Annotated in this window: 22 protein-coding genes; 4 read left to right on the top strand and 18 right to left on the bottom strand. The window is 59.1% G+C overall.

The genetic code is table 11. The features are described from left to right. Window positions 1-96 precede the first annotated feature (96 nt). From RO069_RS09445 to RO069_RS09360, 18 genes are all read right to left on the bottom strand, one after another. Complete coding sequence (locus tag RO069_RS09445) at window positions 97-330, bottom strand: hypothetical protein (protein WP_328187019.1); 234 nt, start codon at window positions 328-330, stop codon at window positions 97-99. Window positions 331-340: 10 nt separating this feature from the next. Continuing rightward, window positions 341-634 (bottom strand): hypothetical protein, encoded by a 294-nt coding sequence (locus tag RO069_RS09440; RefSeq protein WP_328187018.1) that lies wholly within the window; start codon window positions 632-634, stop codon window positions 341-343. Next, complete coding sequence (locus RO069_RS09435) at window positions 631-939, bottom strand: hypothetical protein (RefSeq protein ID WP_328187015.1); 309 nt, start codon at window positions 937-939, stop codon at window positions 631-633. The genes RO069_RS09440 and RO069_RS09435 overlap by 4 nt, the downstream gene beginning before the upstream one ends. Before the next feature lie 395 nt (window positions 940-1,334). After that, complete coding sequence (locus RO069_RS09430) at window positions 1,335-1,508, bottom strand: hypothetical protein (protein WP_328187012.1); 174 nt, start codon at window positions 1,506-1,508, stop codon at window positions 1,335-1,337. Beyond that, a complete protein-coding gene (locus tag RO069_RS09425; RefSeq protein WP_328187010.1) occupies window positions 1,501-2,061 on the bottom strand; it encodes a hypothetical protein in 561 nt (186 codons plus the stop codon). Before RO069_RS09425 ends, RO069_RS09430 begins: the two co-directional genes overlap by 8 nt. A 109-nt stretch (window positions 2,062-2,170) precedes the next feature. After that, window positions 2,171-2,956, bottom strand: a complete 786-nt coding sequence (locus tag RO069_RS09420; protein ID WP_328187009.1) for a hypothetical protein — start codon at window positions 2,954-2,956, stop codon at window positions 2,171-2,173. Further along, window positions 2,953-3,567, bottom strand: a complete 615-nt coding sequence (locus tag RO069_RS09415) for a hypothetical protein (protein WP_328187007.1) — start codon at window positions 3,565-3,567, stop codon at window positions 2,953-2,955. The genes RO069_RS09420 and RO069_RS09415 overlap by 4 nt, the downstream gene beginning before the upstream one ends. Continuing rightward, window positions 3,564-4,109: a hypothetical protein gene (locus tag RO069_RS09410; protein WP_328187005.1), complete on the bottom strand. Its 546-nt coding sequence runs from the start codon at window positions 4,107-4,109 to the stop codon at window positions 3,564-3,566. The genes RO069_RS09415 and RO069_RS09410 overlap by 4 nt, the downstream gene beginning before the upstream one ends. 2 nt (window positions 4,110-4,111) lie before the next feature. Beyond that, complete coding sequence (locus tag RO069_RS09405; protein WP_328187003.1) at window positions 4,112-4,537, bottom strand: hypothetical protein; 426 nt, start codon at window positions 4,535-4,537, stop codon at window positions 4,112-4,114. After that, window positions 4,534-4,686, bottom strand: coding sequence for a hypothetical protein (locus tag RO069_RS09400; RefSeq protein ID WP_328187002.1), 153 nt, complete (start codon window positions 4,684-4,686; stop codon window positions 4,534-4,536). Before RO069_RS09400 ends, RO069_RS09405 begins: the two co-directional genes overlap by 4 nt. After that, window positions 4,683-4,982 (bottom strand): hypothetical protein, encoded by a 300-nt coding sequence (locus tag RO069_RS09395; RefSeq protein WP_328187000.1) that lies wholly within the window; start codon window positions 4,980-4,982, stop codon window positions 4,683-4,685. The genes RO069_RS09400 and RO069_RS09395 overlap by 4 nt, the downstream gene beginning before the upstream one ends. Next, window positions 4,979-6,565: a YqaJ viral recombinase family protein gene (locus RO069_RS09390; protein ID WP_328186998.1), complete on the bottom strand. Its 1,587-nt coding sequence runs from the start codon at window positions 6,563-6,565 to the stop codon at window positions 4,979-4,981. Before RO069_RS09390 ends, RO069_RS09395 begins: the two co-directional genes overlap by 4 nt. After that, a complete protein-coding gene (locus tag RO069_RS09385) occupies window positions 6,562-7,329 on the bottom strand; it encodes a recombinase RecT (protein WP_328186996.1) in 768 nt (255 codons plus the stop codon). Before RO069_RS09385 ends, RO069_RS09390 begins: the two co-directional genes overlap by 4 nt. Continuing rightward, window positions 7,329-7,811, bottom strand: a complete 483-nt coding sequence (locus RO069_RS09380) for a hypothetical protein (RefSeq protein WP_328186994.1) — start codon at window positions 7,809-7,811, stop codon at window positions 7,329-7,331. Before RO069_RS09380 ends, RO069_RS09385 begins: the two co-directional genes overlap by 1 nt. Continuing rightward, entirely contained in the window at window positions 7,808-8,125 is a 318-nt protein-coding gene (locus RO069_RS09375; RefSeq protein ID WP_328186992.1) for a hypothetical protein, read from the bottom strand. The genes RO069_RS09380 and RO069_RS09375 overlap by 4 nt, the downstream gene beginning before the upstream one ends. After that, entirely contained in the window at window positions 8,122-8,400 is a 279-nt protein-coding gene (locus RO069_RS09370) for a hypothetical protein (RefSeq protein ID WP_328186990.1), read from the bottom strand. Before RO069_RS09370 ends, RO069_RS09375 begins: the two co-directional genes overlap by 4 nt. Beyond that, the gene (locus RO069_RS09365) at window positions 8,397-8,798 is read right to left on the bottom strand and encodes a response regulator transcription factor (RefSeq protein ID WP_328186988.1); all 402 of its coding nucleotides are present in this window, start codon (window positions 8,796-8,798) and stop codon (window positions 8,397-8,399) included. Before RO069_RS09365 ends, RO069_RS09370 begins: the two co-directional genes overlap by 4 nt. A gap of 148 nt (window positions 8,799-8,946) precedes the next feature. After that, window positions 8,947-9,720, bottom strand: a complete 774-nt coding sequence (locus RO069_RS09360; RefSeq protein WP_328186984.1) for an XRE family transcriptional regulator — start codon at window positions 9,718-9,720, stop codon at window positions 8,947-8,949. A gap of 140 nt (window positions 9,721-9,860) precedes the next feature. Between RO069_RS09360 and RO069_RS09355 the strand changes: the two genes are divergently transcribed. The 4 genes from RO069_RS09355 (at window position 9,861) to RO069_RS09340 (ending at window position 11,673) form a co-directional block, all read left to right on the top strand. Then, window positions 9,861-10,046, top strand: a complete 186-nt coding sequence (locus RO069_RS09355) for a Cro/CI family transcriptional regulator (RefSeq protein ID WP_328186982.1) — start codon at window positions 9,861-9,863, stop codon at window positions 10,044-10,046. Window positions 10,047-10,414: 368 nt separating this feature from the next. Beyond that, window positions 10,415-10,633: a hypothetical protein gene (locus RO069_RS09350; protein ID WP_328186980.1), complete on the top strand. Its 219-nt coding sequence runs from the start codon at window positions 10,415-10,417 to the stop codon at window positions 10,631-10,633. 551 nt (window positions 10,634-11,184) lie between these two features. Further along, entirely contained in the window at window positions 11,185-11,403 is a 219-nt protein-coding gene (locus tag RO069_RS09345) for a hypothetical protein (protein ID WP_328186978.1), read from the top strand. Window positions 11,404-11,412: 9 nt separating this feature from the next. After that, the gene (locus RO069_RS09340) at window positions 11,413-11,673 is read left to right on the top strand and encodes a hypothetical protein (RefSeq protein WP_328186976.1); all 261 of its coding nucleotides are present in this window, start codon (window positions 11,413-11,415) and stop codon (window positions 11,671-11,673) included. Window positions 11,674-11,745 lie beyond the last annotated feature (72 nt).

The following is an 11,745-nucleotide window of genomic DNA, read 5'->3' as shown; positions in this document are numbered from 1 at the left end:
AAGCTCCTGATGAGAGAGATAACATGGCCAGCAAAAACAGGTGGTTATCTCTGTAATGGCTGGCCGGGTACATGGTGGTGTACATGGCGGTCGCTTCTAGGCGGCCTTGTGGGCGGCCTGCATGCGCTTCTCGCTGTACGCATAAAGGTCTGACAGCCGGAACATAACCGGGCTATTTCGGGCGTCACTGTGCTTGAATCCCTGCGGGCAATCCGGGTCATCCTTGCGCAGCCGGTCAAGTTCCGACGGGCTCACCCCCAGGATCTCAGCCGCCCTCTGGCGACGGACCTGAACATACCTTGGATCGTAGTCTTTCGTTACGTCAATCATACTGCCTCCGCTACCACTCTGTCCGAATCTCGACCGGATACACCAGTCCCAACTTGTCCAGCGCTTCACTGATGTGCCGCATTAGGTCAGCCGACCCTGGCGCCGCTTCCTCAATCAGCACGTCATAACTTCCGTCGCCTTGCTCATTGATGCAGAACCGGACCTCAACCACTCCCAGGTCGCCCCAGTTGATCGCGCCGGTCACGCCAGCCTCTTGCGCATTGTCACAGGCATCATCGGCAGCCTGGCGTATCGCGGCCAGGGTCTCCATCATCATGCTCAGGTTTGGCTCTGGCTTACTCATCCCCCATCCTCCCCACGAATCCCCGCGTCCTCGGCCTCGAACATGTCTGTCGTATTCGGGCACTTCGGTTTCGGCGGCTCGTCGTTTCTGTCATGGAAAGCTGTGCACCGCGGCGCCTGGCCGGGCTCTCGCTGCCATTCGTCCGGGTATTCCGAATCATCAAGGTCAAATACCAGTGTGCGCATGAGGATGTCGCAGCTTTCACCTTCGCTCGTTACCATGTCGTAGTTGTCATGGATGCAGTTGGCGCACCAGCGCTCGCAGAAGTCAGCGCCCTCTGACCCGTTGCTTGGACGGTATTTCATGGTTTGCCTCCCTCACTCCCCGCATAGTCACGAATCCCGAAACAATCCGCTGAGATGTTGTTGGTGACCACTTCAGGCTTTTCCATTACGACCTCCCATCATTGCCATCAGTCGCTGACTCAGTAGGTTCAACTGGCTCCGGCTGGCATTCTTTACGCAGTGGCATCCGCCGTTCGTGCCCATACCTGACCTGGGTCCGGTAACAATGCAGGCGCGGTCAGTGCAGCCAGCCCAGCCTTGGAACAGTCGCTCCCGGATATGGTCAGATCTGATGTACTTCACAGCCTCAGCCGGATCACAGGCATACGAAGGCGCAGGGTCGTCACACCAGACCATGCAGGGCGCACCGTCTACGTCCTCGCCCGGAATTAGGTAGATAGTTTCGGGTGTGTCGGTCATTGGTCGCCTCCGGAGTCTGTGGGGTGGGCGGCTTTGGCCTGTTCGATGGCCTCAAGAACCGCGCCTTCTATCAGCTCAATGTAGTGAGCCCGGTTCCTGACTCGTTGCTGCACGTTGATCCGGTATATCTTCTCGGCAGCTTTGCGGGCTATCTGCTTTGTGTCAGGCATCCTCCGCCCCTCCCTCAGATTGGCGCTCAAGTTCGGCGGCTTGTTGGCGTAACGCATCAACTGCACCTTCCATGTCTTCCTGATAAAGCGCTTTGCAGTCCTCGAGTGCAGACTCTCGGCAGTAATTGTGCCATACCCAGTCCACCGCCTCGGCCTGCTTGCGGAGGAGCCACGCCGATTCGTGCTCATCTGGATCGTCGCCCAAGAGTGCACAGCACCGTTTGGATAAAGGTACAAGCGCATCCTGCACGCCATCCGGAACCCAATCTGGATCAAGTGATCTTTGGCAGGCTATGGCCGTGTCGGCTACAAAGTCCTCCAACTCCGCCACCCTGGCCCGCAACGCCTCGTTCTCGGCTTGGAGTCGGTCCAGCCTGATTGCAGCTTCACCGATGATCAGGTCCGCGTCGCGGTCACATTCGGCAGGTATGTGCATTGTGAATTCTCGGCACAAAGATTCTCGCCCCCTTGTCACCGCATCGGATAGCTCATTTAGTCGACCGATTATAGTTTCTAGCGGTACGTCTCGGCTGCTCTTGTAATTAGTGGTCATGGCCGCGATCCTCCCTTGCCGTCCAAGATAATCCTGCTGTTGTTGTGAAAGGTGCGAACGATCAGAGCCACAACGACGCCGATCAGTGCACCTGCTGTGAATAAACACATTACGCACCTCCCTTCGACTTGGGCGGCTGGGGGCGGGTTAGCACCAACCTCTCGATATCAGAGATAATTACGTCCATTTCTGATCGGTTGAGCGATGTCCTCCAGTCATAGCGCCACAACAGTGCGCGCAGTCCAGCAACTTTGTTGTGGATCTCAGTCGGCAACCGCTCATCACACCTGACCCACTCCCCGCCCTGTTCGCCGTTGTGGGGGTGGGTGGCGGTAGCTCGAAGGTTGCATATAACCTCGTCACGCCAAGCAACAGCGCCGTCGGCAATTTGTAATCTGTCGTTCTTGCTCAGAAGTGGGTTCTTCCATGCCTCAGAATCCAGAGTTGCGCTTTCTGTCCAGTCTGGTTCCCCACCACCCTGCACAGCCGGGGCGGCGGTGAGCATGGCGTCATAAACAGCCTTCCGCGCTTCATGACCATTCCCGTACTGCATGGGGTTTACCACCTCGAAGGCATCGAATGCTGCTTGCGTCATTTCTTTGGTAGGCTCGACAGGCACCAGCCTCCACCCCTCCGGCACCACCCCGGCTCTGGGCTGTTCGGGCTCGCACGGCACTTCACCGCTGTATGTCTCGCAGGCTTCTTTGTCGTCGTCGTGGAAGCGGCATGGCTCGGCACTGGAAGACTGCCCCTCAAACCCATCCAGCCACATAACCCGGCCAGCTTCGGACACCGCTGCCCACGCCCCGGCTTCGTTCTTCGCCAGCACGCCGTGGACGGTTGCGCCCATCTGTTCCAGCTTTTTTTCTGCGATGTTTGTCAGCTCGATATTCATGCCGCCTTCTCCATATCCTGTTGCTCTGCTGCCCGCAGTTCCCGGGCGCGGATGCTGATGGTTGATTGTGAGGTGCCGTGGCGCTCGGCGATGGCCGGGTAGGTGAACTGCCGGCGCTTGGCCTTGGTGGCCTTGTACTCGTTGCGGGCCTGGATGACTGCCTCGCGCAGCTCTGGGTCTTCGCCGGCCATGACGTTGCATCCCTCGACGGGCTCACCGGCGCGCCTGGCCTGCCAGGGGGTAACGCCAAACTGGCGAACGATGTACTCTGGCCCGATGCTCCGGGCCAGTTCTTCCAGGTGCCAGCCCATACGGATTTCCCGGTCAATTGCTTCCCAGTCGAGGGGTGAGGCCTGTACGGCGGGCAGCGGCTCGCTGAACAAAATCCGGAGCCGGTATCGATTGATGGTGTGAACTGACACCCCGTAGTGCTTTTTCATGTCGCACAGGCGGAAGCGGCCCAGGGCCCGCAGGATGGCCTTGTCCATGATCCTGGCCACCTGCCGGTTGTCGTCGTCCCGGGCCTTGCGCAGGAGGTTTCGCAGGTCCTGCTTGGTGGCCAAGGCGGCGACCAGGCCTTGCCGTTGGTCGGCTGTCATGTAGGTGGTCATGCGGCTTCCCTCTGCTCTTGCTGGAAATCCTCATCCACTTGGCGCCACAGTTGCTGACGCTCCGGCGTGATGATCTCCAGTTCGTTGATTTCGGAATAGGGCCAGCGCGGGTTATGGTCTGCCGGGTTGCGGCCCAGGTATGTCTCGGCCATCCAGCCCAGGTCATACACATGGCGGCGCTGGACCTCTGCCAGAACTTCGTCGCGGGCGTTCTTGTACAGGTCGTACTGCTCCAGATCCTGCAGTGCGATGTCCCGGGCGATGATGGTGTTTTCCTCCACCCACCAGTCGCCTTCACCGGTCCAGCAGACAGCCCGGATGCAGACGGCCCAGTTCTGGGGGTATCGCAGCACGGCGCCGACGATCTCCGGCCCCAGGTCTTTCCAGAAAGCGCCCATGTGCTTTCGTGCATAGGCGTTCTGATCGGCCCCGGGGTGATCCCGGTCGGCCTCGAAGGTGAGCACCCGGGTGCGGTGGCCAAAGAACGTTTGAGCCCTGCGGGTGGCGTCGTGCCGCTTGCGGTTGTGCTTACTCTTGGGCATGGTCAGTACCTCGGAGCATTCAGAATGGCCTGAATGATCTGGTCAACATGGCCATACATGTGGGCGCTCATCTGGCTGGCGATCATGGACGACGCGGTGAGCGTCAGATTCTGCTCGCTCATGTACTGCTTGATGGCGGCCTCGATGTCGCCGGTCCGGGCGTCAATGAACCGCTGAATCTCGTCACGGATGATCGGCTCGGCCAGCTTGGCGACTTCCTCAACGAACCATGACGGTTTGATTTCGTCTGAACCAAACGACTTCGGTATCCGCCGCTCCTTGAAAAACTGTTCATCCACAGCCCGCTCGGTCAGCCTGGCCAGCACTTCCTCGGGGAGCATGGCGCCGATGTCGGCCTTTAGCTTTTCCTTCACCCGGTCCTGGAACTCGGTCATCGGGTCTTTGTTGGTGGTCAGTTCGTTACTCATGCCGATTTCCCCTGCTTCAGTGACCGCTCATCCTCGTCCGCCTGATCTTTCTCAAAGGCTTCCCGGATGGCCTTGGGGTCGTTGGTCACGTTGGTCACGTCCAGGGCTTCAAACTCCCTGCGGAATTCTTCGGGGTTGTTGAGGTTCATGCTGTAGCCCTCCACGGCTGAGCCAGCCACCTCGCCTGCGGGTTGTTGGGAACCTCCACCGGCTCCTGGCGAAGGTCTGCGATATCGATCCGCTCATAGCCGCGCATGCCGTTCTCGGGGTCCGCCTGCATCTTCTTGAAGCACTGCTTCATTTCCCACTCCAGCCCCTGGCGGCGGACGGCCTCGCGGACGTCGTGGTGGTCGTGCCGGATTTCCTTGCTGGCGTCACGGAAGGTCTTGCCGGCCCGGCCTGCGCATTTCAGGGTGGATATTTCCCAGTCGGTTAGTGTGATCATGCGGCCCTCCTGAATTCGTAGCTGGCCAGCCAGGCCATAGCCTGATCGAAGCTGACGCCGTAGTGGTTGGCGACTACCTGCACGATTTCCTGTGGTGCCGGCATCGTCGGGTGGTCGTCTTCGGCGGCAACTTTCGGTGCGGGCCGCTCCGCAGGGTCAGGCTCCCGGTAGCTGATCTCCGGGCCGTCGGTCAGCGGGTTGGCTGGCTGCTTCTTGCTGGCCGCCTCACGCTGCGCGGCAGCTTCCGTTTCCCGCTTCGCCTTCGCGTCCTGCTCTGCCTGGTAGTCGGCAATCCGCATCTTCACCACGGCGGCAAAGTCATCCGCCGGCTTCATGCAGATCTGGCCAAAGTCTTGGAACAGGAACCGGTGCTCGCCGGCATGCTCATTCAGTTGGGCGATGTTGCCCCGGATCAGCTCGGCGGTTTCGTTGGCTTCGATCTTGGCGGCCGCCAGGGTGTCGTCACAGGCGCCCTGCAGGCTGGAAATGGTGCGCTTGCCTTTCATGGCGCCGGCAAAGTCGGCGTTGCTGCAATGCAGGGTCACCGGCAGGCCGTCCGCCTCCTTCTCCAGCGCCTTCTCCAGGTCGCCCATGTGCTTGTGCCAGGCTTCCCGGGCAGCGTTCAGGATCTCCAGCTTGCGCTGCTCCTTCTGCTCCTTCACCGCCTTGTCCAGCTTCAGGCGGATCTGCCGGGTTTCTTCCTTGATCCGGTCGATGGTCTTCACCACCTCGTCCACGGTCTGCATCTGGCCCAGTACGTTTTCCTTGGCGCCGTCGAGGCGGGATTCCACGTCCTTGCAGAACTTGACGGTCTTCTCGGCGTCGGCAAAGTCGTCATCAGTCTTCAGATCGGTATTGATCTTCGCCAGAGTGGCCCGGGCGCTTGCCTCAAACTCTTTCAGGTTGGAGGCGGTAACCATGCCTTGCACCTGAACAGACAGGGCAGGGAGGGCGTCAGGGGCCTTGCCGTCGGGCTTGGGGGCCTCTGCTTCCGGGGCCTGGTATTCGCTCAGGTCCTTGGCGAACTGCTGCCAACCGGCTTCCAGCGCCTTGAACCGGGACTCGTCGCGCTCGATCCAGAGGTACTTCAGATTGTCTTCGGTGCCGTCAGACCCAACGAAGATAATTCTGTCAGCACCGGACAGGGCGAACTGCTGGTCAAGCTGAATCATGTAATGATCTTCCAGCTTGCCGGCGTCGATCTGAGCAGCGAGGTCGGTGGACAACCACTTATGTTCAAAACCGATTTCGCCCATCATGTTGAGCCCATCCATAGAGGCCATGAACCCGCCTTCCTCGTCATCCAGCACAACTGGATACAGGTCGTCCCCTATGATCTTCTCGACAATCGGGCGGGCCGCTGCTTCGGCACGATGTCCGTCATCGAATATGCGTTGCTGGTGCGGCGTAACCTCCGGGGCAATGCCGGTTGCCTTCTGCTTCAGCAGGTCGCTCCGGCTCTGATACTTGGACTTGCCAGCCATGGCCGGGGCTTCACTTGCGGTGAACCTCTTGGCTCTCAGGGCGTCCCATTCCGGGGAGCCTTGGCCTAGGTTAACGATCTTGCCTTGTTGGAGTTTCATGCCTCGGCTCCTTCTTCCAGTGCCAGGATCTGGTCACGCTGTTCAGGGGTCAGGACGGCCTTGCTTTCGAGCATGGCCACAATGTCGTTGGCGGACTTCTTGCCGGATTCGACAATCTGTTGCCATTTGGGGAAGTTCTGCTCAAACGAATCCGCTGGATAATGCTCAAGGGCTGGCCGTGCCGCGTCCTTCGGCGCCTCATACCGCTGTGCCGGCCCCATGTCTTGCTCAGGGATATCCCGCGCTTCCTCGACGGTAATCAGGCCGCCCAGGGCGTCAGCGAACTTGTCACGCAGGGCGTAGCCCCGGGCCCGCCACATCAGCATCCGCTTCGGGTACTGCGTCCACGGCCCGGACTTGCCCCAGAGCCCCGCTTTCTGGGCGTCGGCCTGGCTGAATGTCACGGTATGCTTGGCGGCATCGCCCTTACGCCAAACCGTGCAGGTTGCGGTCATGGTGGCCTCGTCACAGAATTCCTCATGCCCGCCGAATTTCGGGTGGTTCTGGACCAGGGCCAGCAGGGCGTCACCGTAAATGGCCGGCTTGCCGTTGATGACCGCCACATTGGCCAGGGACTGGATCGGGTTGAGCCCCAATTCAGAGCCCATCATCATGGCCACCAGTGCGTCCTGCGGCTTGCCCTGGTAGTTCTTGGGCACCATCTGGCTGCCGGCCAGCATTTCGGCCATACGGAAGGCTTCGTCCATGCTGTTCGGCTGCAGGGCAAAGCCCATGCCTGTTGTTTTTGCAATTGCGTTACTCATTACGCTGCTTCCTCACCTGAAATGTGTTCGTGGAATTGCTCGTCAACGGGGACGCCTTCATCGTCGTATCGATCGTCCCGGCAGTTAGCGTCGAAGTGCTCCCGCTGATCGCCCACCAACTGCATGGCACAGCTCAGCAGGCAGTGGCCAAGGCTCTTGCCTCCGTCCTGGTAGTTGCCCTTGCTGATGGCGAACAGGGCGTGGGGCAGGTACTCCTGATCCCGGCGCACAGCGCCCCCTACGTCCTCGAAGGTCAGGATCACCTTGCCGTCGAGCCCCCGTAGCTCACCCTCGTTGAGCAGCTTGCGGGCCAGGGCGCACTGCTGGGTAAACCAGTCGGGCTTCGGTACAGGGCGCTTGAGCCAGCCCCTGGCATAGCCAACGGCATCCAGCAGGCGCTTCTCGGTCTGGTATTGCCGGTTGCTCTCGATGTACTCCATGGATTCCCGGCGGTTCTGCCATTCGTCTTTGGTCATGCTCATGCCGCACACTCCCGCCCTTCGGGCAAAAGGTCCATCAGCTCATCCATCCGGTCCCGGATAATCAGCAGGTTGGATATCGACACATCTTTCGAGTCCTCCCTGAGCCACACCCGGAAGCTCCACTCTTTGGCCTTCAAGATGTCAGAGATCGTAGACTTCCAGTCCATGTCGGCCGGGTACACGTCAACGCTGAACACCATCGTGTTGCCGCTGAAGTCCGTCATCACCTGCTTAACGCCGGCCTGGCTGATGGCAATGGCCAGGGTCTGGATCTCGGCCATCAGGTTGGTTGTGGATTTGCGGTTGCTGCTCATGCTGCCTTCTCCTGTTCATAGAACCGCTTGGCGGCTTCCCGGGCGTAACGCTCCAGGCGCTCGGCTTCACGGTCCTGGCAGTTCTGGGCCATGCGAAGCAGCTTGCGGCGCTGGGCGGTCGGGATGTTGTAGAAGTCCTGATCCCACTCTGGACGCGCAGAAAAAGCGGGGGCCCGATACTGGCGCCCCCGAAAGGCCGCGATGCCGTCCTTGGCTGGCTTGCGTGTCTGGAGTCTTGCTTGCTGGATGTGGAACTGTTTTTCGAGCGGGTTCATGCGATCACCCCCGAGATTTCCTGACGGTTAATGCGGACCATCTGCGCTGTCTTGGGCCGTCCCTGAATGGGCGCTCGCGTGTTTACCCGTGCGACCGGGAACATGGCCAGCAGGCACAGTGCGAAAACGAGCATCATTGCTGCGTGGCGAGCCACCAGAATGCCGTGCATCCACGCTTGCGATAGCAGGTCGGCCCGGTTGCGGGCGCAAAGCTGGTCTTTCAGCGCGTCCAGGTGGTTGACGACAGTTTCCGGGCTGATGCCCAGCTTGTCGGCAATCTCCTGCGTGGTGTCTCCGTCAGCGGCCAGGCGCAGAACGGCGGCCCGGCGTTCGGTCAGGTGACTGGTGTCTCCCAGTTCTACCTGAAGGTGTTGGTAGTAGTGCTTGCGGCGTCCCATAACTGTGTCCTTCTTGTTAAATGGCGTAAACCATGATTAACAGTGTAAGCACAGATTTGATGGTGTCAACCATAATTTACATCGGAAGGATAAAAAAATGTGACCCGGTTCAGGTCACACTTTCAAGTTTGCGGTGTGGCGTGAGGGATCACCTCAGCACAGACCACCAGAACACGCGCCCAATCATGCGTATGTCCTGCTCCACTTCTTCTGGTCCGTAGTCCTCGGGCGGATACTCACTAAGGTTCTCGGAGATCACCCTGAGTCCGCCGCCAGGCTTTCGTTGCAGATACTTCACTCTCAACATACCGTCATGGTCGAAAGCATAAATTTCGCCGTCTCGTATCTCCTTATCTCCAGTGTCTACACCGACCGTTGTCCCGTCAGGAATCAGTCGCTCCATACTATTGCCCTTAACCGTGGCGCAGGCGGCGTTCGCGGGATCGACGCCAGCCCTGGCCAGGGTGGAACGGGCAAACCTCAGCTTGGCTCCGTGGTTCTCAATCACTTCAGTCCTTCCACCTCCGGCGGCTATTTCAACCTCCCGGAACAACGGTACCTCAACCTCATCAGGGCCTAGCGCAGTATCGCTGTCCCAGGCGTCCATATGACCCAGGAACTCCAGCTCATGGTTTTTTTGTTCGCTGGAACCAGCATCCTTACTATTCCTTAATCCGGGTAGGTAGGCAACTGTTGTTGAGGCGGTTTTACGTTTCTTCTCACCTTCGCCTGTAGCCAGCCACTTTGCGGAGAAACCGGTAATCTTCGACAACTCAAATAGATGGTCATGCTTCAAGTTGTTAACAGCGCCTGTTTCCCAGGCTGTCACGCTGGCCCGGGACACGCCCAGGCGCCGCGCTAATTCACTTTTGTTCAGGCCAACACTCTCCCTAGCCTCAGTGATTCGCTCACTCATATCCATAGCAATTCGCTCACAGCAGTAAGGGTTATACGGTAAACCCCATAAGGTTAACTGTGCTTGACACAAACATACTTGCCACCATGTTAATCATGACTTACACTGGTGCCGATCATGGTTTACAACAGACACAGAGAACCGTCATGACCAAGACAGAGGCCATCGAGCATTTTGGAAGCGCGGCTAACGTCGCCCGCGCCCTGCAACTCAGTCGGGCGGCCATTTCCAGCTGGCCCGAAGAAATCCCACTTCTTCGCCAGATGCAACTGGAGAAACTGACCGATGGCCGGCTCAAGGCGGATAACCCACTGGAGGCCGACGCTGCATGATTGCCATTTTCCCCATTACTGGTGATGCACATAACCGGGTTTTTGGGGACTGTTTGAATTCACAGGGTTTTGTCAGTAGCGCTATCCGGGAGCGCGATCAGAGGCCCGGACAGGGTTCAGCGATCCATTGCCCTGCATAAACCGCCAGGCCTGGGAATCTGGCGGGTAAAAGTCGCAGCACATGACCGAATGAGTCTCCTTTGCCGCAGAACATCGCGGTTGCAGTACCCAGGGTGAGTGTGCCGAGTGGCTCCCGTAAGGGGCCAAACCACAAGCAGATAGAGGGCGGAACAATGAATCAAGCATGCGGAGTACAGAGCGACCAAGCAGTGGGCCAGCAAAGAGAGATTCAAAATTTCATTGGCAGAATGCGCGACAAGCTGGACGAGCTGCATCACGCCAGGAATCGACTGAACAGCCTGGGCGACCGGGTGGCGGGGCCGGAGCCGCAGGCTGACAGCCAGGAAGAGAACAAAGAGCTTGGCCCGAATTGCCTGATGGACGACCTCAACGCCATCCATCGCAAGGTGGCCTTTGAGCTGGACGAGATTCACGGCGAGCTGAACCGGATCGAGAAGTACATCTGATGTGCCGAGTGGCTGGCGTTACCAGCCGGTATCTGGAAGGGCTCTGCTGGCAAAAAGCCCGAGACCGCACCCTCTACCCAATGAGGTAGACAGGCATCGAACTAGGAGCGGCAAGGCAGAGCCTTTCACAGATGCTTCGGACTGGGGAATCCCGGTCGCTGTAATGGGCTGGGCAATCCCGGCCGGCATCAGGCGCCAGCCCCGGGCTGATAAACCGGCAAGCTGGCGCCACCCCCTGTAGGGGATAAGCGGTAACCCGAAAAGCACAAGGGAATAACGGTGATTGAGCCGTGCCCGCGAAGTAGGGGAGAAGACACCGGCGGTCATGGGAGTGTCCTCAAGAACTACCCCGCCGCTCCCACGGTGATAAGTGGGTAGGAGGCCGGTAAACCTTTCGGGGTCCGGCCGGTTGCCGGTGAAGCAGTGCAGGAAAGCATCCGGATCTGAGGGCCTGCACCCCGCTGACGATCCAGCACCCGTGCGGCGGGTGGCCCTGGGAATATCCGCGTTATCTGAATACCAGGGCGCCAATTCAAACACAGGAGGCCGTCATGGCTGGAATCATTCGATTTGGATCACCCGATTACTTCCTGGAGCTGGACAACCAGGTGAATGCCGTACTGGCCCCTCAGTTGGCCGCCGGGATCATGAAGCAGGAGCAGGCCAACGAACTGCGAGTGGCAGCCCAGCGCAAAGCCCGGAAGCAGGTTGATCGCTTCTACGGCTTCCAGAACAAGTATGACGGTAACGGACGGCTCAAGGCCGCATAAGGGGAAGACATGACCACTGAACGCGAAATGCCCAAGTACCGCAGCCACAAAGAAGTGTGGGCCCTGAAGATCAAGGAAGTGCTGTGCGACAGGGAAAAAACCGAGGGAACCATCATTCCCGAGGATGAGGGCTACGGCCCGGTGCCGGTAACAGGTGAATACCTGCAAAAGCACAACCCGCAAGCCGGCGGGTATTACGTCGTGTATCCGGACGGGTACAAGTCCTGGTCACCGGCGGAAGCGTTTGAGTCCGGTTACAGCCGGATTTGAGGCAAAGAAAAAGCCCGGATCGCAGGCTGGCAGGCCTACCGGGCTTTTACTCAAAGAGTAGAGGTAAATATC

It is taken from the genome of Marinobacter sp. OP 3.4 (genome assembly GCF_036224885.1).
Lineage (GTDB): Bacteria > Pseudomonadota > Gammaproteobacteria > Pseudomonadales > Oleiphilaceae > Marinobacter.
Note: the sequence above shows the minus strand (reverse complement) of the source record. Positions and strands in the feature narration are given on the sequence as shown.